Genomic DNA, 21,920 nt, shown 5'->3' with positions numbered 1-21,920 from the left:
TAAATAATCTCATATCAACTGTAAACCATCAAGAAATAGATGCATGAAAAAAGGGGAGGCGAACAAAGAGCCTTTTCTATAGAACAATTGCGAAGCAGGGTATTTTTTTATATCCTGAATTACCACACTATTGATGAATGAACCTATGCTCATTTCATGGCTTAAAACTTGGTTTACAAAAGAAAAAAAACAGGATTTTTTGTTTGAGCAACCGGTTTCTTCACCTCCATCTTCGCAGCCTAATGCCGCTTTTTATGAAAATTATTTCACATTAATAGCCAGTGGCGCTCGCTTAAAGCTGGTTGAGGCCATGTTTAATCTCAATATATTTTCCCTTTTTGAGCAACAGGACTGTGTTTCCGAGCAGGAAATCATTGAACGATTGCACTTAATGCCCATCAGGGCAAAAAAGTGGTTGCATCTGTTAAGCTCCGAGCAATTTTTAATTAAAACAACAACCCGAGATTATCAGACGGCTTACAGACTACCCGCAGGATTTATCGAGATGATGCACAGTGACAGGTGGTGGGCCACACAGTTCTTTTTTGGTACATGGAGGGTGGGGGCAGAAGAAAATTTAACTGATGTGCTGCGTTTTGGTCAGGTTAAAGTGCCCGTTTCATGGCCACCAAAAACGGACGCAGAAACACAATGGCTTGAGCACTGGATGGCAAAAACAGCTCAGCAACCCATACAAAATATTTTGGAACAAATCGATTTTAGTAAAGTAAACGCTGTGCTGGATGTTGGCGGCGGAGACGGAACTATGGCTTGTGAATTTGCCCGTGCTCATCCTCACATTAAGGTTACAGTATATAATCTTCCCAAGGCTGCTGAAATTGCCAGACGCACTATTGAGGCGCAGGGTTTAAGTGCACGGGTCAACGTGTACACCGGTGATTTTATCAAGGAAGACGCTTTTCCTTTAGGTTTTGATCTGGTGTTGTTTACTCGTGTATTGTTTGACTGGAACGAGCAGGTTGATAGAAAGTTATTGCGCATGGCTTATCAATGTTTACCTAAAAATGGCTTGGTAGGTATTTGCGAGTTTTATAAAGAAGAAAATAATGACCGATGTCTTGCATCGGAATACCGATATATTTTTCATGATGATTTTGCCCCTCATGTGATGAAAACGGCGGCTTGTTATCGAGCCATCCTCAAGGAGATAGGTTTTACGGTTGTCATACCCAATACCCAGATAAAGCCTGAGTACATATATACATCGTTAATCCTCGCTCAGAAATAAAAAGGGTTTGACTGATACTGAGTCATGCATCCATATAAAAGTCGGTCGCCAAAGTGGGGTTCTTTTCCATGCATGAAGGTAAAATTATCAACTACCATAAAGTCGCCTTTATGCCAGTTAATTGGGTAGGTATGTTGCTGAATGACGTGATTGATTTGGCTGATTTCTGCAGAAGAAAAAGCGATGTTATTGCCGTAATGACAGACTATGGGCAACATGTCCTTAGCGATTAGATACCGATTCATCCAATATTGGGATGAAGATAAGCTGTTTAATTCACCGTACAGCAAATTGGAATAAAAATTTAAATAACCGGCAGAATTAAACCACAGATTTTGACCTGTCACTGGATGCGGCACAACGCCAGGTAAGTAATTCAGGACAATTAAATCATTATTTTTATTTACCCATTCCCACTGCAGCCCTTCATTGTTTAGACGCTCTTCAACCTTTGATTTTTCTACTGTGCCAAAATAATCCATCCAGGTACGTGCGCTGCTGGCGTTTAGAGCTTTTTTTATGAAATAGTGTTTGATGGACGAACCATGAAAAAATTGTCTGTACACTATACCGTGGCACAAAATGTTCTTTCGGATGGATTCCGGTATATTATCCCAAATGATTGCTGCATTTCCAAAAAGAGTAGCTCCTCCTTTTTGTGCAGGAGTATTGCAACAAAAATAGATGTGGTTTGGTGGGTTTTTGGTTCTGGGTTTTTCATGATGAAGTGGCAAAAACACGGAAGCGGGCAGATCACTTGATGTATATATTTCATCAGCCATTAAGGTGCGGGATATTTCATAATCTTTAGTAGTGCAGCGTATCCCCAGGTTGCATGCTGTTACAACTTTTGAAAAATGCCCAACATCATGACACCCAAATCCCCTGAATAAAATAGCCCCGAATTCGACCAGCAGTTTTAAACATTTCGGACGATGCTGCAAAATCAGCTGAACCAGAAAGTCAGGGTCTTGTTCCCCTCCCGAAACCGTGGCAACAATTACGGGTATATTTAACTCAGGATGCATCATCATGTTAAAAGCCATCGTATTCTCCGCTTATTTGACTGCTTCTAAGTAAATAGGGCGAGTTTCATAATATAATTTGCCGCCGTAATGTCGATCACAGTATCCCTGAAAAACATCCAACAGATCATCGACAATAGAGTCCACCTCATCTTGGGGGAATGTTTTAATGAAAGGCATGGTGAGAATTAAATTTTTAAAATAACTCATGTCAGGAAAGAAGACATAAGTGGTTTTTAAATCCAGTTTTAATTGTTTAAAAGGAAGTTGCAACAAGATATTAAGTACCCGGTAAAAATAAAATTGATATTCGTTACTGGAATTTAAGTATCGTTCGGTTAAAAATGGATAGCGATGTTGCTTTGCCAATTCATAACAGCTTTTATAAATGCTGTTGCTGGAAAAAGAAGAAAAAAGGGCATACAGCCTTCCTCCCTCAGTTAAGCCATGAAACATATTTGGCAAGGATAGGTTAATGTTCGTCCAATGCAAGCACCAAAAAGACAGGATGAAATCAAACTGATCTTTGGGTTGATAGTGCTCTATATTGTGCACTTCAAAAGAAAGTTTTGTATTGGCCCAATGACGATTAGCATGCCTTATCATTTCGGCTGAACTGTCTATTCCGGTAATATGTCCATAGCGCAGCTGATCGGCAAGAAATCGACTGTATTGACCATCGCCACAGCCTACATCCAAAATGGCTCCAAATGGCTGAACCGGCAAGCTCTTGCGAAATGCTTCACTGGTTTCATTTTGAAAATAGTTTCCCTTGGTGTAGTGTTCGGGATTCCAATCCATATTAGTCCTTAATACAGCGTTTAAACAGATTTTGAAATGTGTTGTTCTTTGATTATTGCACATAGTACATGGGGAAAAGGATTAATTAAAATATTTTTGTGTCTCTCGGTGAGTGATATTTTTTAATACTGGTAAAAGTCTGGAGTTGTTCATAAACTTAAAATTAGGCAGGATATAAGCCAACATGGGATGGATTGACACTAGCGCGCTGGGAACCTGTAAAACGATACGATTATCCTGACGGCAGCTTTTTATAAATATAGGCTCAATATCCTATTTAGGAGAGTGCGCGTAATGACCGACTGCAAAACTGACGAAAAAAAATACCCGCAGCAGATAGAACTTGAAATTATTCCTCGTACTGTTGATTTGGGGGGATTTGATGCTTCGCGAGTATTACCTACCAAACAAAAGAGAACGGTTGGTCCTTTTATTTTTTGGGATCAGATGGGTCCGGGAGAATTTTTAACCGGTACAGGTATCGATGTACGCCCACATCCTCATATTGGTTTATCCACCATGACTTATTTATTATCAGGTACTCTGGAACACCGGGATACCTTAGGTACTTTTCAGGTGATTGTGCCGGGTGAAGTTAATGTAATGACAGCAGGGCGAGGTATTGCTCATTCTGAACGAACACCACAAAAAGAAAGAGCCCAATCTCACGATCTTTGGGGAATACAGTGCTGGCTTGCTCTTCCTCTACATCAAGAAGAAATGGAACCTGATTTTAAGCATTATGCCCAGAAAGTTATTCCTGTTCATAATGACCGCCACGGCATCACTTTTAGAGTGGTTGCTGGCGAATGGATGGGACTAAAATCTCCGGTGAATATGCACACAGATGGGTTATTTATAGAATGGGGACTTCCTGCGGCATCTCAGGTGAGTATTCCATCCATTGCTGAAGAGCAAGCAATTTATATCTTAAGTGGCGAAGTCAGCATAGATAATGTACGTTTTAAGAGTAACAGGATGCTTATTTTAAGACCTGGTAGTGAAGTTAAAATTACAGCGATGACCCATTCTATGTTTGTCTTGCTTGGGGGAGCACCTTTAGATAAGCCTCGCTACCTTTGGTGGAATTTTGCCTCCAGTTCAAAAGAGCGAATTGAGCAAGCCAAGCAAGATTGGAAAGAGGGGGTATTTGGCACTATTCCTGGTGACGATGATGAATTTATTCCTTTACCTGAATAATGTTTACGTTTTAGGCGTACGGCGCAAATGCGCTTGAAATAGTGCAAAATGAAAAAAAAATCATCATTTCCAGGCAAAATACATTATTTTATTGCAAAAGCGTGTATATAAAATCTTGATTAATGGTAAATTGAAGCACTCTGATTTTTTTAAACAAATGCTCATGAATAAAAAAAACACAGCTGCTTTAGTCAGGATGGCTAAAGTAGACGATGCGCCAACAATTGCGGAAATTCATGTTAAGTCCTGGCAAGAAATGTATAAAGAATTTATTCCAGAGTCCATATTGCAGGAGTTATCTGTTGAAGAGCGTACTCTGCTATGGACCGATCTTATCAGACAAAACGTGAGGGTATTGGTTATCGAAATGCACAATAAAGTTGTTGGCTTTGTGAGTATTTGTGCTTTAAGGGATGCGCCTGATGAGGGTGAAAAAGGAGAAATTAGCGCTATTTATTTGCACCCTGATTATTGGCGCTTGGGTTTGGGTACCCAATTGTGTCGGGCTGCACTATCTGAATTATCCCGTTGTCACTTCAAAAGTGTACACCTCTGGGTATTATCTGATAATCAACAAGCACGAAAATTTTATGAATCTTTAGGGTTTATGAATACTCGAACGACTAAAATTGATGAGTTTTATCAAGGGGGCGCTTTGCTAGAGGAAATTATGTACATGAAGGTTCTCTAACCAGGAAATAAAAGAACCAGATACTCCCATGTCTAAAGCTTACTCAAAAAAATGAATTATATTATATCATAATGTGTTTGTTTTAGTTAGAATGATGTTTATTACAGGTTCTTTTTATTGCTTTAGGAAAATAAATGAAAAAATCTATCCCCGTTTTAGACTTCCGTGCGTTACAGACTCAATCACCAGCCGCTTCCTCTACTCCACGACTCAGTGAGTTAAAATCAAGGCATGCTTTGTTTATTGATAGTCAAAAAGCGACGCCAGCTGAATTATCTGAGGCTTACAGTAAGATTAAAAAACAATTAATGATGAGCCGATCTGTAGATGTGGTGAAAAAATCAATAGAACAGCTTCATGAGCTTTTAATTAAAATCGAATCCAGTCAGGATAATTCGTTAATTACAACCGTAAAGATGAAGAGTATGTATCTATTAGCGTGTTGCATGCTTTATCACTCCACCTGTGCTAAACAGCTGGATTTGGAGCTGTGTGAGTCAGCACTTGATCTGATTGAAATTGCCAACGAACTCGGATTGGGTGATTTGGAACAAGCTCTTGAGACCAGCACCTATTATTATGAAAAATCAATTGAATTGTCTCAATCCTTTGAAGCGCACCAAAACCGTGTGGATACTTGTTTGTTGCAATCACCCAGAGGCGACAAAATTGAAATTCCCTTGCGTAAGGTCGTTGGTATAAAAATGTTTCTTGGCGGTTGTACTAAATTCCAAGACCATTTGTTTGCAGAGATGTCCAAACAATTTGAGCAATTGATTTGCGATGCTATTGACTATGACCCCAGGATGGAAAAAGAAAGGTACTTATCGCCAAGATTAACGAGTGGAAAGTTATAAAAAGGATCATTTAAATTTGAATTGGCTGTACCTGATTATTCGCTGTGTCTAGCGTGTGAGAGCCAGGCACAAAAAGCATACTTTTGTGCCTGGCTTTCAAATACCACTCTGTTTTAGCAGCAGTTCGTTTTTGAAAAGCAATAGTGTTTTATTAGCGTTGATGTTGGAAAAATAACTTTTTATCCCCGTAATCAGAAGCTAATAAAGAACTTTCGAGCATTAATGTGCCTATTAGGTAATGCTTACCCTGATAATCACCATAAACATCGTACATTGGGCCAAAAGGTACTTTTTCCAGGGAAACTCTGAAATCCTCCCGGGAATTTTCCGGTATGATGTTTTGCACTTGACGAGTTGGCCTGAAATAGATGCGTTCCGGGAAGACAGGAATACCCTGGTATCTGCCTTCGTTTGTCCATGCGGCCAGGTGCCAAAGGGGTAAGTTGTTCGCTGGATTGCGAGTCCATTCAAATATTTTTTCTATCGCAGATAACGTCCAGCTTGTTGGATGGGGAATTTGGTTGGAAAACTCTTTAGCAAAAAAATTCCAATTGCCTTTTTGTCCTTCAAGCCTGTTCATCACGTGTAAATTTAAAGAGGGATTATTGGAAATCAAGAACTTGACTGCCATGCCAGGAACGTAGCTGTCATCAGATGGAGTTGTTCCCAAAGACAGTCTGGCAATACCGATTGCGCCAGTTTGATAAATCCCTGTAAAGGGATGATCTGGCACTGGAATAAAGGCAATTTTGCCTACAGAACCGTTGGCATGAATAATTTTTACCCGGCCTTTAGGTAACTCATCGCTGGTGTAATCAAAGGTAGGGCTTAAATCAAATATGCCGCTCAATGTTTCGAGGATTGTTAAAAAACTGTTTTCCCTGGGGGAGGGCAAGGGATCGAGCTCATGACTGAGGGTAATTTCATGCCATAATAATTCCTGCTTTTCTACATCTGACATGTTGGCGTAATCGGGAGGCAATTGAGCGTGTGCACTCAAATTGAGGAAAAAAAACAGAATTGTGCTGATAATCAGACTGTTACAACGGCGCATCAAAAACTCTCCTTGTTAATCGTGTTAAATCGCTGACAGAGTATCTGATTTCCTGTTTTTTTTCCAGAATGTATGAATCATAGGGGTAAAAGGTGTATTGTATAAGCCCAATATAACGAACAAAGTGAGGTGATAATGCAGAGCGCAGAATACCAAATTGACAAGATGAGTGAGGATATATCGCTATTAGACGATGAGCAATTGCATGCCAGAGCATGTTATTGCATCAATCAATCGTATCGGATGATATTTCAAGAGTTACCGCAAATCATTTCCCAAATTATTGAACGGGATGTTTGGAAAAAAAGAACACATACCTATGAAAATTTTGGTGAATACGTACTGGGGGCTTTACCTGATGGTCTTGGTATTGCCAATAATGATTTGTTGTGGGTTATCAAGACGGTAATGAACAAAAGCAATCAACATGCAGCACACTGGGCTGATGTACTCGAAGAGGTAGAGAACAGCGTCAGAATGTTTGCCAAAGAAAAAAAAATTCCCGTGCGTGCTTTGCATCGAGATCTCCTGGAACAAGATACCGATCTCCAGGACGTGGCACAGGAACATGCCTTAACTTATTTACCGTCCCGTTCCAAATCATTTGATGGCCAGTTATTAAAGTTAAAAGCAAAAGATCCAGAGTCTTACGATAATGTGATTCAAGGGAAAATGAAAATTAAAGAGGCGTTACCACAAACTACTCGAAAAAAACTACATCCCATAGAGTCGGTTAAAAATAAATTTTCCAGTTTGTCCAAGTCAGATCGCGAGGCATTTTTAGCTTGGCTTGAACAGGAAATGGAACATTTAGCCTAAAAGTTAACTGCCTATTAGACACGATAATAAATTCTGGACTTGAGGTACTCTTGAGCCCAGAATTTATTCAGGAATCAAGTATTAGGATTTTATGCGGTGAAATTCTACCCAATGGCTAAAGGTATCCAAAAACTGTTGCAAATAATTTTTTGTATTTTCATTGGTAAAATTCAAGTCATTATCAATTAAATCGTCTTTATACGTGATGTAGAGCTCAGGATGACCGAGGACGAACATATCTATGCCTACCAGAATCCCACGTAGGTGTGCTTGTGCTACAGCAGTACCAATGACCCCGGGGCTTGTTCCAATCACAGCAACGGCCTTACTTGCCCAGGAGTTCTTTCCATAGGGTCTGGAACCCCAATCAATGATGTTTTTCAAAACACCAGGTATGGAGCGATTGTATTCGGGGGTGGCAATTAAAATTCCATCAGCTTCTTCAATTTCTTTTTTTAATTGAATTACCGATTGAGGTGGGTTTAATTCAATATCCTGATTGTATAAGGGAATTTGGTGTACATCGACCATTTTGAAGTTGAGATTAGGATGATTTAGTTTATCCAGAGCAAGAACCAGCTTTCTGTTAATAGACTCTTTTCGCAAACTGCCAACGATTACCTTGATGTTTAACATGGTGTATTTCCCTATCAGTTGATTTTGATCAGTATAGGTTAAAATCGAAATTTCTCAATAATGCTGCTACTCTTAACTTACGCAGTTGACGATTCAAAAAGATAATCAACGCAGAGAGATTTGAATGAACACAATAAAATCAGTATTGCTGGCTATATTGAGTCTGTTAGCAGTGTCCTGTGATAATCCAGCATCGCAGGCCCCAACAGCACCTTTAGAGGTTGATGTGGCTAAGCCGTTGATCAAAAAAATTGTTGAATGGGATGAATATACGGGTCGTTTTCAGGCAATTGAGGAAGTTGATATACGCTCCCGGGTTACAGGTTATTTAAATACGATAAATTTCAAGGACGGACAGATCATTAAAAAGGGAGAGGTTTTGTTTGAAATCGATCCTCGACCGTTTCAATATGCGCTGGAAGTTGCTATTGCTGAGGAAGATTTAGCCAAAAAACAATACGAACGGGCTCTTAAACTTAAAGCCTCCAGTTTTATTTCTGCTGAGGCTATAGACCAGCGCTATAAAGAAATGCAGGTAGCAGCTACCCGAGTAAGTGAAGCGAAGTTAAATTTGGAATTTACTCGTATTACCGCACCAATCAGTGGCAGAATCAGTCGTTATTTTGTCAGTGTGGGTAATCTGATTAAAATGAACGATACAGTTTTAACCAAGATAGTCTCTCTCGATCCCATTTATTTTTATTTTGAATTCAGTCAGAACGATTTGCTTAAGCACATCAGACTTATTAAGTCTGCGACTCCTTCCAAAGCAAGCAACAATTTAAACAGCATCAGCCTCAAACTTCAGGATGAAACTCAATTTGTCCATCAAGGTACTATGGATTTTATTGATAATGTGGTTGATAAAGGCACTGGAACGGTTCAGGGACGAGCTACCATTCCTAACCCTGAGCACATTATCTATCCCGGTCTTTTTGGTAGAGCACGGTTAATAAGCAGCCGTGAGTATGATGCCATTCTTTTACCGGATAAGGCGATTAATGTCGATCAAACCAAGAATTTTGTCTACATTGTGGATAAAGAAAACAAAATTCAACGTGTTTATGTTGAATTAGGCCCTTTACGGGATAGTGGCTATTACGTCATAAAATCAGGCCTTAAGGGAGATGAATTGGTTGTAATTAGTGGCATTCAACGAATTCGATCTTCTGATCAAAAAGTAAAGCCTGTAGTGATTAAGTTGTCTGAGTAACCTGCTGATACAACAATGAGAACGTATTGATGAAAATGCCCCATTTCTTTATAGAAAGACCAATATTTGCCGCAGTGCTTTCGATTATTATCCTGATTGTTGGCTCTTTGGCCTATTTTAATTTGCCTGTAGAGCAATACCCCCAGGTAGTTCCTCCAACCATTCAGGTTACCGCATCATACCCCGGCGCTAATGCAAAAACAGTAGCCGATACAGTAGCTACACCCATAGAACAAGAAATTAACGGTGTGGAGAATATGTTGTATATGGATTCTCAATCAAGTAACGACGGACAAATGCGATTGACCGTTACTTTTAAAATGGGAACTGATTTGGATATGGCACAGGTTCTGGTGCAAAACAGGATAGCAATAGCCGAACCAAAGTTGCCTGAGGCCGTTCGCCGTATTGGAGTAAAAACAATAAAAAACTCTCCTGATTTATTGTTGGTCATTAACATGTATTCGTTGAATAAAAAATACGATCAAACGTATCTGGGTAATTATGCCATATTGCAAATCAGGGATAAAATTAAACGTATTAACGGGGTCAGTGATTTTCGCTTGTCGGGTGCCAGCGAATACGCTATGCGGATTTGGCTTAATCCCGATCTGATGAATTCCTATGACATTACCGCCAATGAAGTGAATCAGGCATTGACGGCACAAAACGTGCAAATTGCCAGTGGCGTTTTGAATAAGCCGCCTCAAAAATCGCAATTGGGTATTGAATACATCATAGAAACCCAAGGACGATTGGTATCACCAGAAGAATTCGGACAAATTATCATAAAATCAGGCACCAATGGACAATTGGTTCGCTTAAAAGATATTGCTCGAGTGGAAATAGGAACCCAGGAATACAGTACAAAGGGCTATCTGGGGAAAAATCCGGCTATAGCCATACCTATCTTTCAACGCCCCGGAACAAATGCGATTGAAGCGGCTGATCAGATCAAGGCCACCATGCAGGAGTTGGCAAAATCATTTCCTAAGGGCATAGTGTATGACATCGTCTACAATCCTACCGATTATGTTGCCGAATCCATTTTAGCGGTGGAATACACTATTTATGAAGCCATAGTTTTTGTGGTTTTGGTCATTTTACTATTTCTCCAATCCTGGCGTGCTGCACTAATTCCCATTATTGCCATTCCAATTTCGCTTATTGGAACTTTTGCGGTGATGGATGCCATTGGCTTTTCTTTGAATTACTTAACGTTGTTTGGTTTGGTTTTGGCAATAGGGATTGTTGTTGATGATGCCATTGTGGTTATTGAAAATATGGAGCGCAACATTCGCTCGGGCATGAGCCCGAAGGAAGCTGCGCATAAAACCATGTCAGAAGTTGGATCGGCTTTGGTCGCTATTGGCCTTGTACTCGTTTTTGTATTTTTACCTACATTGTTTTTGCAAGGACTTTCCGGAAGATTTTATCAGCAATTTGGCGCAACCATCGCTATTGCAACCATTATCTCGGTTTTTGTTTCACTCACTTTGAGTCCTGCTTTAGCGGCATTAATGCTTAAACCCCATCAGGATACTAAAGTACCCTTAAAGAGCGCTTTATGGAATCATCCGGTGCGTTTGTGTCTTCATGGGTTTAACCGGTTTATTGACTCTGCCTCCAGAGTTTATGGGCGAATCATTGCCCGATTAATTCATCATACCAGTCGGATGTTAATTTTATATGCTGTTTTGATTTCAGCAACGCTTTTATTATTTGGCTCTGTACCAAGAGGCTTTATTCCTAGCCAGGATCAGGGTTATTTTATTGTGTCCATTCAATTACCTCCTGGAGCATCTCTTAGTCGTACCGATACCGTGGTCAACGATGCAATTAATAAAATATTGGCAACTCCGGGAGTAAAAAATGCGGTAGCCTTTACCGGATTTTCTGGAGCAACATTTGTGAACCAGTCTAATTCTGCGGCAATTTTTTGCATACTTAAACCCTTTGATGAAAGAAGAACACTTGGTTTGAATGCAACGCAAATACTAACGCAGTTAAGAACAGAACTGGGATCGATTAAAGATGCCTTTATTGTTGTCATCCCCCCACCGCCGGTGCGGGGTGTTGGTAATGCCGGTGGATTCAAAATGATGGTTCAAGACAGAGGCGGTCGAGGAACCGATGCATTGTTTGCTGCAGTAAATACTTTGGCTGAGAAAGCAAATCAGGCCAAAACAACTACTTCTGTATTTACCTTGTTTGAAAACAGTACCCCCAGCGTTTACCTTGATTTTGATAAAGAAAAAGCAGAACAGCTCGGAGTTCCGATTGCACGGGTGGTAGAGGCTCTTGAAATGTATCTTGGTTCGGTATTTGTCAATGAATTCAACTATCTGGGGCGAACCTACAGGGTTATTATTCAGGCAGAAGATGAATACCGTAAACGTATAGAAGACATCTATCAAATTAAAGTGCGTAATAATAAAAACGATATGGTTCCTATAGGCTCTTTGGCCTTAATTAAAAATAAAACCAATGCAGCCAGAATTCCTCGTTATAATCTTTATCCTGCAATTGATTTATTGGGAGATGTAGCTCCTGGTTACAGTACTGGGGAGGCTTTAGCTACTATGGAGCAATTAGCTGATGAGTATTTACCTGAAGGGATTAGTTATGAGTGGACGGATATCGCATACCAACAAAAATCTGCGGGCAATACTGCCTTTATGGCTTTTTTGTTAGGTGTTGTTTTTGTCTATTTGGTTTTAGCGGCGCAATATGAGAGCCTGACTATGCCTTTGGCGGTGATTTTGATTGTTCCTATGTGTTTGTTTTCTGCTATGTTGGGAATAAAAATCTGGGGAATGGACAATAATATAATGACTCAAATGGGCTTTATCATATTGATAGGCTTGGCCTCTAAAAATGCAATTTTAATCGTTGAATTTGCCCGCACCCTTGAACGTAATGGCGCAAATCGCTGGAAAGCGGCCATTCAGGCAGCCAAGCTCAGATTACGTCCTATTTTAATGACTTCTCTGGCTTTTATTCTTGGGGTATTTCCATTGGTCATTGCGCAAGGAGCGGGCGCTGAAATGCGTCAGGCTCTTGGCGTAGCGGTATTTAGCGGAATGATAGGGGTTACTTTTTTTGGCCTTATTTTTACGCCCATTTTCTATGTGTTAACCAGTCAACTGGCGAGTTTGTTTACAAAAAAATGAACAATTTGGCCTGTTAACTTCTTTTTTATTATGATGATGTTGGTATCACGCTTAACTGATGTTTTTTTTTCCGCAAATAAGGTGGCATGTGGTAAGCTTGGGGCTAATGATAAAAGTGAGTCACATATGATTAAAGTTGGACAGTTCAATAAATTAAAAGTCGTTAAAGAAGTGCCATTTGGGCTTTATCTTGAGGGAAAAGAATGGGGTGATATTTTATTACCTAACAAGTTTGTACCAGAAGGTGCCAAAATCGGTGATTTACTGGATGTGTTTGTTTACTTTGACTCCGATGACAAGATCATCGCTACAACACAAAGACCCCGGGTTCAATTGGGGCACTGTGCTTTTTTAAAAGTTATTGATGTGAATCGAGTTGGGGCTTTTTTAGATTGGGGGCTGGATAAAGATTTATTGGTTCCTGTTCCTGAACAACAAAAACCTATGGAGCAGGGCAAGTCCTATATTGTTTGCGTCAAACTCGATAACAAAGGTCGAATTATCGCCAGTTCCAAATTGGATCATTTCCTCGATAAAACTCCGCTTAATGTTCAACGAGGCGATGAAGTGAGTCTGCTTCTTGCAGAGAGAACGGATCTGGGAAATAAAGTGATTATCAATAACAGTCATTGGGGGCTGATCCATAAAGCGGACATTTTCCAGCCTCTGAATTACGGCAGAAGAATGACTGGTTATATTAAAACCGTGAGAGATGACGGAAAAGTAGACGTTGTTTTAAGAAAGTTAGGGCATAACAATATTCTTGATCTGGCGACACGCATCCTGGATCAATTGCAGCAAAAGGATGGATTTTTGCCTATACATGATAAAAGTTCTGCAGAAGAAATCATGCGCACTTTTGGTGACAGTAAAAAAAGTTTTAAAAGTGCGATTGGTCAGCTGTACAAAGAGGGCATAATTCAAATAGAGGATAATGGAATTCGATTAAGAAATAAAACGGCTAACAAAAGATGAGTTCTTTTGCTTTACTGGTTTTTTAACGGCTTTGCACCGCAGTAATAAACAGGTACACCGTTTCAAGACATTCAACGGATTGATCAAAATTATTTTATCCACTAGACTCAATGGTCGTGTGTATTACTCGCCATTTTTATCAGCAATAAACTGTCTCGTTATAGAGAAGCTGAGTAGTTCATTGCTTTATTTTTTTAAATCTGATTGGAACATTATTAATGAAAAAAACAAGGACTTTTCTTTCTTTAACATTGGCTTTAGCGGGCACTTATACCTTTGCCGGAACAAGTGGGTATGTGGTTGAAAGCAGTACTGGCTGGTCAGGTTTTTATGCAGGCATAAATACGGGATATTTATGGTCTGCAAATAACGTCATCAAAAATACAGGGATTCCATCAGCGTTTAATCCCGTTTTTAATCCATTTTCTCGTTCCATGTCTGATGCACTCGCTGTTCTCGGCACTCATCGTATTAAAAATTCGCTGAATGCTTTTTCCGGTGGCGGACAGATTGGTTATAATGCTTTGATATTGGATGATCTGGTTATTGGTATCGATGCAGATCTGGATGCGTTGGCACCTACGAGCAGTACTACCCGTTTTGTTAGTTCAGTAACCACGCCTTTGTTGGCCGGTGTGACTCATACAGCGGATATTTCCTTGACCAAAAAGTTGCAGTATCTGGGACTGATTAAAGGGCGTTTAGGTTATTTATTAAATCCAGGTTTGTTACTTTATGGCGCAGGTGCTTTTGCTTATGGCGGAGCAACATTGTCTACAAGCTATATAGTGACGAATTCACAACCCCTATTTACTCCTGTTTCAGGTTATGCTTCAGTTCATAATGTTTTGGGTGGCTGGGCTGGTGGCGGCGGAGCCGAATGGTTGGTTAATTCTTCCTGGAGCGTCAAGGCAGAATACATCTATTATAATCTGGGGCCTTTGCACAGTTATTTGAATCTTACCCAAAATGCAGCACTTAACCCTCCTGTAGCTTATGCCGAGGCCTCAGTAAAATCAAAGGCCGACTTTACCGGCAATGTATTACGGGTTGGCGTGAACTATCACTTTGGATAAGCTTCGTGTATTAGTAGATTTAGTGTTGCTTGCAACCGGTCAGCTGGCCTGAAATAAGTACCAGCTTGTCTGTTTAGACAATGCCTGATTTAACGAAACGCAGTTTAAGTACACGTTTTTGCTTCTGAAATCCTGTTTATCAGAAGCAAAAACGTAATAGGTACGTTATCGGGGATTTATCTGTAGCAACGTAAAGCACCCCAAGCATTTCTCCAGCATCCAGGATGAGCTGGAGCAGGGGTTGAGAATGCGCCAGGATGGTTCAAGACACATGTTCCATTATAGATTGCTCTATGGTACCCCATGCCACACCCTTGAGCAGCGTTGGCAATAGAAGAAATACCCAAAGCTAAAAACAGTAAACCAATCATAAGACTTGTACGCACTCCGCTTGCAAAGCACATAGATTGACTATTCATAACATCCTCCTAGGTTGTTTTTTTCCTGTACCGCAGCCTAAGTATAGCGTTATTTTTTTATTTTGTGTGTATATTAAATGCAAATGACTTGATTAGGATATTGGATTGTTTTGAGGAATGGTTGCCCGCCTTTGCGGGCATGACTGTTTTTTGCATGTATCGAGTTTTTAAGGATGGTTACTCTTAACGAAGATTCATTTATTCGTAAAAATACCCCCTGAGTAGAGATAGATGCGTAAGGTGCATAACTTATCTACGTCATTCTGAATCCGAGCGCATATACGGGTAAGGGATTTCCTTATCCAGGGTTAGAGCATTAACAAAAAGAAAAACAAATTGATTATGCCATTTGTTTTATGCTTTTTTATTTGGTTTGTATCCATTAGATTATAAAACTCTTCTCTAAATTAAAAAAAATATGATATAAAACAATTAAATAGAGCGACATGAGGTTGCTGGTGAATTATCGTCCTGATATAGACGGGTTAAGGGCAATTGCTGTTTTGTTTGTTTTATTTTTTCACAGTGGCTTGAGTCTTTTTCCGTCCGGTTTTGTTGGTGTTGATGTTTTTTTTGTGATTTCAGGATATTTGATCACCAGCATCATCTATAACTCTATGAGTACCAATACCTTTTCTTTTATTGCGTTTTATAACCGAAGGCTATGGCGTCTCCAACCTGTTTTTATTTGTTTGATTGCAGTCAGTGTGTTGATGACAGTCCTGTTTTATTTACCGGAGGATTTGATTTTCTTTGGGCGAAGCGCCCGTAAAACATCAGTATTTCTCTCTAATTTATTTTTTGGTAAGGTCACTTCAGGCTACTTTTCGCCCGATAGTAACCAGATGCCCCTATTACATACCTGGTCTTTGTCTGTTGAGTGGCAGTGTTATCTCCTTTTACCAGCGGTCATTTTAGTGTTAAACAAACTATGCGGGCCACAGCGTATTGCAGGATGTATTTATTTTCTAACCCTATTATTTTGTATTCTGGCATTTTATAGTTCTGTGCATGATCCAATAAACACCTATTATCAGTTAACCAGCCGAATATTTGAATTTTTTATTGGCGCCTGCGTTGCTTTTGGGAAGTTGCGATGGGCATTGAATAAACAACTCATCAATATTCTGAGTACATTTGCTTTGGGTGCTTTATTTTATATTGCAATGCAACCAGACGTGAGTTCAGGATTTCCTAACGGTTATGCGTTGATTTTATGTGGTGCTACAGCGCTTTTGATTGCCTCGGGACAATGTGAGCCCAAACCCTTTTGGAGTCAGATTCTCTCTGCAAGGCCTGTGGTATTTATAGGATTGATTTCCTATTCCTTGTACATTTGGCACTGGCCTATTTTTGTTTTGATACGTTATCTAAGTATTAGAGAAACGTTTGGTGTGCTTTTTTTTGCTTGGTGTAGTGCCTTTATTGTGGCGTATCTTTCCTGGCGTTTTATAGAAAAACCGGCTTCCATGATGAATAAAATTCACTTTGCTTACAGTGTAGTTGTCTTATTGATTGTTCCTATAGGTGTAGTGCACGTCAGTTATTACTTTATGAAAAAAGAAGAGGGTTTTCCGCAGCGATTTGCTGAAATATCCAGGCTTTACACTACATTGAAGGAACACTCATCTCCGCAAAGACCGAATTGTATCCAGGGAAAAAATGTAGAAATTAACCAAAATTGTGTACTGGGTGCCACAAAAACAGGAACAAGAACCGGCTTTTTAATAGGGGATTCCTATTCAAATCATCATTGGCGATTTATCGACACACTTGCCAGGGATGCTCACGTGTCCATTCTTGCTCATGCAACAATCGCATGCCTCACTTTGCCTGGAATATATCAGTATGATATGTTTATTAAAAAAGGAGTTTATCAGGCTTGTTATGATCAAACACTCCGCTATTATTCCATGATCCGTAACAATCATTATGATTATGTCATTATTGGTGAGAATTGGTTTGGTTACCTGCAAGATAAAATCATCACCAGGCTGGGCGATGAACGCTCCCATGCTTTAACCAAAGAACGGATTAAAAATGCGCTGATGCATGCGTTGCAAATGATTGTGGATTCAGGTGCTAAACCCGTTTTAATAAAATCCATTGTCACTACTCAAAAAAATCCTCATGAGTGCTTTTTAAAGCACATTAAACAGCATACCATCTACCGCTCAGAGGAATGTGAATTTGAACTGAGTCCAGAAGATACCAAATGGTTGGATGGGCTTTTTGTTCAGCTAAAACAGAAATATCCTCAGTTGATTGTGATAGACCCACAAAAAGTATTATGCCCTGATAACCTCTGTAAGGCCGATATTAACGGTTTACCCGTATTTAAAGACAGTGGGCATATAACCGATTATGCCTCATATCAAATGGCAACTGTTTATTTGCAGCGGTTTGAAAATCCGCTAAATTAATTTAAAAGATGAGCGAATAGTCTAATAAAACATAATAATGGATTTTTTGTAACTCCCCAGGTCGTCATCCAGAGGAGCGAAGCGACGAAGGATGACGACCTGGGGAGTTACGATTTTTTTAACATGATTTTCGTTGTTCAGAGTATTGTACTATAATTAGGTAAGTATGCTTAAAGACTTGGTTTATTTGCCCGCCTTAATTATGTAGTAACGGTTCCTTAAAGGATAAGTTGGATTATTTATGGATAAAATAATCTTTTCATCAGAACACAGTAGAGTCGTTGCGAAGATTTTATCTTTAGTCGTTGTTTTTATTGGGTGTATAGGTGCATTTGGCTGGATTTTAAATATCCAGGTTTTAAAGACTATTCTGCCTAATATGACCTCCATGAAGTTTAATACAGCCATTTGTCTGATAATGGTTGGCGTGTCTTTATTCTTAGCTACCTTACAAAGCACCAGTAAAATTCGTTTTTTTACAATCAAACTGATTGCACTGCTGGTTTTATTGATTAGTTCACTGACCTTATATGAATACCTTTTTGCAGTTAACTTTAATATAGATGAATTTTTTTATGTTGATACACCGGTAAACCCTCTTTATTTTCCCGGACGTATGGCATTTAGTACCTGTCTGAATTTTATTTTTGCAAGTCTTGCTCTCTTGTCTGTTGATTGTCGATTTGTACCTAATTGGACTTTTCAGATTTTTATGTGTCTGATTTTTGCAATTACCATGTTCAGCGTGTTGTATCTCTTCGCTCATGTTGAGCCTGATTATTTGATTATTACCTACATTAACCTGGCCATTCATACTGTTATTGCTTTTCTACTGATTTGTGCCGCTTTATTTTGTTTACGTCCATCTGTTGGTGTCAGTGCTGCATTGCTTGCGGATAATACCGGTGGGCGCTCTGCCAGAATCTTGCTGCCATTGGTTTTTATTTCATCCATAGTAATTATTGTATTAATCACTCAGGGGTTACGTTATCACTTCTACGGCAAAACATTTACTATGGTCGTCGCCATTATTGCCTTTTTAATCATTCTTTCCGCTATTGTGTTATTGGGTATTTTGGTAATTGGAAGGTTTGAACGCTATTCCGATGAACTCCTTGAACAATTGAGAATCAGAGAAAAGTTATTTACTGAATTTACTGAGAATATCGATCTTGTGCTATGGCGAATGCCGGTAGATTCGCATGAACTAATTTATGTAAGCCCAGCTTTTGAGAAGATTTATGGACAGCCAGTTGAGTTATTGTATAAAGAACCAGGCAGCTGGTTAAATCTGATTCTCCCTGAGGACAGAGTGCGTATTTTAGATGCAATAGAACAAATAAAAAAAGGTGCATCAAATATTATAGTGGAAATTAAAATTTTGAGGGCAGATGGCGTGATTCGGCAAATATCGGATCAGATTTTCCCTTTAAAAGATTCTAATGGTGAGGTATTGGCTATACTTGGGGTTGCTACTGATGTTACTGCAAAATACAACCTGATGATGCAACAACAACTACTGGCAGAACTGCATAAAAATTTGAGTGAGACTCAGGACATTAGCATTTTTTCACAAAGCATACTTAAAGCAATATGTCAGGCTATTGGTTATGATATTGGTGAGTTTTGGCTTTTGGATGATAAAGACAATACCTTAACTTGCCTTGCTCATTGGCTGAAAGACGATTTGACTTTAAAACCCAAATCATTAAGAACTTTATATCTGAACGGTGAAGAGGAACCTGCTTTTCAAATCAAATGTTTAAATCAGAATACAATCCAGTACAGCGTAGATTCGGCTAATTTGACTCATCCCTATTATACAGTAAATGGTGAGGATATTCACTTAAAAGAGGTGGTTGGAATTCCTTTAGTCGTATCTAACCAGACCATAGGGGTGATGAGTTTTTATAATCGAACGGAGTTAAATCTTAATATCGATGTCTTTAAAATTCTTATTGAGTTTACGGCCAATTTTTCGAAATACATCCAAAATGTTCTGTTAATCAATAAAATGAATTTTATTGATAATTATGACCCTTTGACGGGTTTATATAATCGTTATTCGTTTATTAAAAAAATTGATGAATTTATTGGAAATAATGTTTCATCATTTGTGGTGATTAAACTGCAGGTTAATAACATTCAGCTCATCAATAATACTATGGGTTATGATGTGGGTAATAAGTTATTTCAATGTCTGGCTAAAAAATACTTTGATGCTTCTTTAGCGCATGTTGATATGATTGCTATTCTCCAGCCTGGTGTTTTTGGCTTTTTGTCTCATACACTAAAAGAGAAAAATGCAATTATTCATTTTGTTAAAACACTCCTTGCCATTACCCTGAAACCCTTTAGAGAACATAATCTGGAGATTTTTTTAACCACTAATATTGGCATCAGTCAGTATCCAGAGCATGGTATCACCAGCACACAATTATTGAGCAATGCAATATGGGCACTCATTGAATCAGCAAAAGAAGGAAGTCACCAGTTTAAATTCGCTTCTTCAGAGATGCTTACTCTTCCGGCAAGGCAATTGGAAATTGAAAGCGGTATACATGAGGCCATATTAAACAATGAGCTGGAGCTTTATTATCAACCGCAAGTTTCACTGAAAACTGGAAAAATAACGGGTGTTGAAGCGTTAGTTCGTTGGAATGATCCTCGATATGGCCTGCGGTTACCGGAATATTTTATTCCTGTTTGTGAAAAATCAGAATTAATTGTTGAGGTTGGTGATTGGGTTTTGCGTGAGGCATTTAAAAATCTGGTGCGTAGTGATCAACCAATACGAACAGCCATCAATTTAACAGCCCGTCAATTCAGTCCTTCTTATAATCTGGTTGAAAAAATAAAAAATTTATTGGATGAATTTTCTGTAAATCCCAAGTGGATTGAATTTGAAGTGACTGAAACGTTATTAATGACTGATACCACGCACACAATAAAAGTGATTAATGAGTTACAACAACAGGATGTACGCATTACACTGGATGATTTTGGAACAGGGTACAGTTCATTTGACTATTTACGAAATTATTGTCCTGAAACGTTAAAAATAGATAAAATGTTTATCGATGGCTTACCTGATAATGTGCAAAGTATAAAAATTATCAATGCGATTATTACATTAGCTCATAGTTTAAACATTAAAGTAGTTGCCGAGGGGGTAGAAACTCTGGCTCAGGTTAATATTCTTTTCGGTATGGGCTGTGATGAAATTCAGGGCTTTTATTGCTCTAAACCCTTACCTTTTAGTGACATTCAAGCCTTAATTAAAGCGGGCAAATCATACAAATTATTAAAAAAAGGTGGCTCTTCAGGTGCATCATCATAAGCGCATCTTTTACCTGCATTTAGTAGGTTAAAAATCAGGGGTAAATAGCCACGCTGCATTACCTACAAGGATATAATTGTTGGGTTGTTGATTTCCATTCAACTGTTGATATAAGGGAAATCCAACACCAAATTGCAGAATCAGTTGTTTATTTGAAAACCATAATGATGGCGTGACTCCAAGTACTTTACCTCCGGTATCCGGTAAGGCTTGATTAAATAGTGATGATTTCTCGTTGATTATTCCATTAAACTCCACAAGACCCGCAAAAATGTATTTATTTGTGGCAGTTAAAAAGGTTCTACCCAGACCAAACTGATACAAGTATTGCGCCCCAGGTTTGAAATTATTTTTTTTTGTCGTAAGAATAGCTCCTGGAGATACAAAAGCGTACCAGTTAACTGTAGTGATATTGTAGGTAGTACCCAAAAGAAAGGTAGGCGAACCCGAACCTGTGGGCGGCGATTTCTCTATGGAACCAGAGGGCAGAGTGGCATTGGCTACAAAAGTAGCCTGAGTTGTATAACTTCTGTTGGACGTTTCAAAAAAAGAATATTCCAGTTGAATCAATGCATCAGACAAACCAGAGGAATGAGCGCCATCGTCTTTATAATTTATTGCAGCAGGTACACTGATAAAGAGGGATGAAATGTCACTGAGTCCATAAAGAAAAGAGGGGGTGGCTGTAGTGTAGTGCTCCATGGGTGCCTGTATGTAATCAGGTTCCATAAACACCTGCTTTGTTCCTTTATCGACTATGTTTTGTCCAAATGAAACCAGAGGGCTTATTTGCTGTGCAGAGGGTAGGGCAAAATTGCCTGTCTTTGGGGGTTGGTGTGTCTCAACGGTGTTCGTATTTTCATTTTTGGCGCACAGACAGGTTGACACGAAGGCCAGTAAAATGAAATGAAACCGGTTAAAACACTTCTTTATTTTCATGAATACTCTTGATTGAAACAACGATTAAAT

General features: G+C 39.1%; 17 protein-coding genes. 11 read left to right on the top strand and 6 right to left on the bottom strand.

From position 1 onward, the window contains the following. Positions 1–145 precede the first annotated feature (145 nt). Positions 146–1,249, top strand: a complete 1,104-nt coding sequence (locus Lwor_RS09950; RefSeq protein ID WP_415582843.1) for a methyltransferase — start codon at positions 146–148, stop codon at positions 1,247–1,249. On the opposite strand, the gene Lwor_RS09945 is transcribed toward Lwor_RS09950, so the two are convergent. Further along, a complete protein-coding gene (locus tag Lwor_RS09945; protein WP_058493733.1) occupies positions 1,240–2,295 on the bottom strand; it encodes a TauD/TfdA family dioxygenase in 1,056 nt (351 codons plus the stop codon). The two genes, Lwor_RS09950 and Lwor_RS09945, sit on opposite strands and share 10 nt — an antisense overlap. 12 nt (positions 2,296–2,307) lie before the next feature. Then, the gene (locus tag Lwor_RS09940; protein WP_058493732.1) at positions 2,308–3,075 is read right to left on the bottom strand and encodes a class I SAM-dependent methyltransferase; all 768 of its coding nucleotides are present in this window, start codon (positions 3,073–3,075) and stop codon (positions 2,308–2,310) included. A gap of 294 nt (positions 3,076–3,369) precedes the next feature. On the opposite strand from Lwor_RS09940, the gene Lwor_RS09935 reads away from it, so the two are divergent. From Lwor_RS09935 to Lwor_RS09925, 3 genes are all read left to right on the top strand, one after another. Further along, entirely contained in the window at positions 3,370–4,275 is a 906-nt protein-coding gene (locus tag Lwor_RS09935) for a pirin family protein (protein ID WP_058493731.1), read from the top strand. Between the two features lie 163 nt (positions 4,276–4,438). Further along, positions 4,439–4,966 (top strand): GNAT family N-acetyltransferase, encoded by a 528-nt coding sequence (locus Lwor_RS09930; protein WP_058493984.1) that lies wholly within the window; start codon positions 4,439–4,441, stop codon positions 4,964–4,966. Positions 4,967–5,100: 134 nt separating this feature from the next. Beyond that, on the top strand, positions 5,101–5,823 hold the full coding sequence (locus tag Lwor_RS09925) for a hypothetical protein (RefSeq protein ID WP_058493730.1): 723 nt from the start codon (positions 5,101–5,103) through the stop codon (positions 5,821–5,823). A 151-nt stretch (positions 5,824–5,974) separates the two neighbouring features. Here Lwor_RS09925 and Lwor_RS09920 read toward each other — a convergent pair whose 3' ends face one another. Beyond that, positions 5,975–6,877 carry a hypothetical protein gene (locus tag Lwor_RS09920; RefSeq protein ID WP_058493729.1) on the bottom strand — a complete coding sequence of 301 codons (903 nt, stop codon included), beginning with the start codon at positions 6,875–6,877 and terminating at the stop codon, positions 5,975–5,977. 135 nt (positions 6,878–7,012) lie between these two features. Here Lwor_RS09920 and Lwor_RS09915 point away from each other — a divergent pair, with 135 nt between their 5' ends. Beyond that, positions 7,013–7,696 carry a hypothetical protein gene (locus tag Lwor_RS09915; RefSeq protein WP_058493728.1) on the top strand — a complete coding sequence of 228 codons (684 nt, stop codon included), beginning with the start codon at positions 7,013–7,015 and terminating at the stop codon, positions 7,694–7,696. An 81-nt stretch (positions 7,697–7,777) separates the two neighbouring features. Here Lwor_RS09915 and Lwor_RS09910 read toward each other — a convergent pair whose 3' ends face one another. Then, positions 7,778–8,332 carry an NADPH-dependent FMN reductase gene (locus Lwor_RS09910; protein WP_058493727.1) on the bottom strand — a complete coding sequence of 185 codons (555 nt, stop codon included), beginning with the start codon at positions 8,330–8,332 and terminating at the stop codon, positions 7,778–7,780. A gap of 124 nt (positions 8,333–8,456) precedes the next feature. Between Lwor_RS09910 and Lwor_RS09905 the strand changes: the two genes are divergently transcribed. The 4 genes from Lwor_RS09905 to Lwor_RS09890 all read left to right on the top strand — a co-directional run bounded on the left by Lwor_RS09905 (position 8,457) and on the right by Lwor_RS09890 (position 14,769). Next, positions 8,457–9,545, top strand: a complete 1,089-nt coding sequence (locus tag Lwor_RS09905) for an efflux RND transporter periplasmic adaptor subunit (RefSeq protein ID WP_065235852.1) — start codon at positions 8,457–8,459, stop codon at positions 9,543–9,545. A gap of 29 nt (positions 9,546–9,574) precedes the next feature. Further along, positions 9,575–12,718 (top strand): efflux RND transporter permease subunit, encoded by a 3,144-nt coding sequence (locus Lwor_RS09900; RefSeq protein WP_058493726.1) that lies wholly within the window; start codon positions 9,575–9,577, stop codon positions 12,716–12,718. A 126-nt stretch (positions 12,719–12,844) separates the two neighbouring features. Beyond that, the gene (locus Lwor_RS09895) at positions 12,845–13,693 is read left to right on the top strand and encodes a CvfB family protein (protein ID WP_058493982.1); all 849 of its coding nucleotides are present in this window, start codon (positions 12,845–12,847) and stop codon (positions 13,691–13,693) included. Positions 13,694–13,911: 218 nt separating this feature from the next. Continuing rightward, complete coding sequence (locus tag Lwor_RS09890) at positions 13,912–14,769, top strand: outer membrane protein (protein WP_058493725.1); 858 nt, start codon at positions 13,912–13,914, stop codon at positions 14,767–14,769. A gap of 176 nt (positions 14,770–14,945) precedes the next feature. Here the strand turns inward: Lwor_RS09890 and Lwor_RS09885 are convergent, their stop codons facing one another. Beyond that, positions 14,946–15,188, bottom strand: a complete 243-nt coding sequence (locus Lwor_RS09885; protein ID WP_058493724.1) for a GCG_CRPN prefix-to-repeats domain-containing protein — start codon at positions 15,186–15,188, stop codon at positions 14,946–14,948. Positions 15,189–15,646: 458 nt separating this feature from the next. On the opposite strand from Lwor_RS09885, the gene Lwor_RS09880 reads away from it, so the two are divergent. Continuing rightward, entirely contained in the window at positions 15,647–17,611 is a 1,965-nt protein-coding gene (locus tag Lwor_RS09880) for an acyltransferase family protein (protein WP_058493981.1), read from the top strand. 241 nt (positions 17,612–17,852) lie between these two features. Then, the gene (locus Lwor_RS09875) at positions 17,853–20,951 is read left to right on the top strand and encodes a bifunctional diguanylate cyclase/phosphodiesterase (RefSeq protein WP_058493723.1); all 3,099 of its coding nucleotides are present in this window, start codon (positions 17,853–17,855) and stop codon (positions 20,949–20,951) included. Positions 20,952–20,978: 27 nt separating this feature from the next. Here Lwor_RS09875 and Lwor_RS09870 read toward each other — a convergent pair whose 3' ends face one another. Further along, complete coding sequence (locus tag Lwor_RS09870) at positions 20,979–21,890, bottom strand: hypothetical protein (RefSeq protein WP_058493722.1); 912 nt, start codon at positions 21,888–21,890, stop codon at positions 20,979–20,981. Positions 21,891–21,920: the final 30 nt, after the last annotated feature.

Origin of the sequence: Legionella worsleiensis (assembly GCF_001467535.1) — a bacterium.
Lineage (GTDB): Bacteria > Pseudomonadota > Gammaproteobacteria > Legionellales > Legionellaceae > Legionella > Legionella worsleiensis.
Note: the sequence above shows the minus strand (reverse complement) of the source record. Positions and strands in the feature narration are given on the sequence as shown.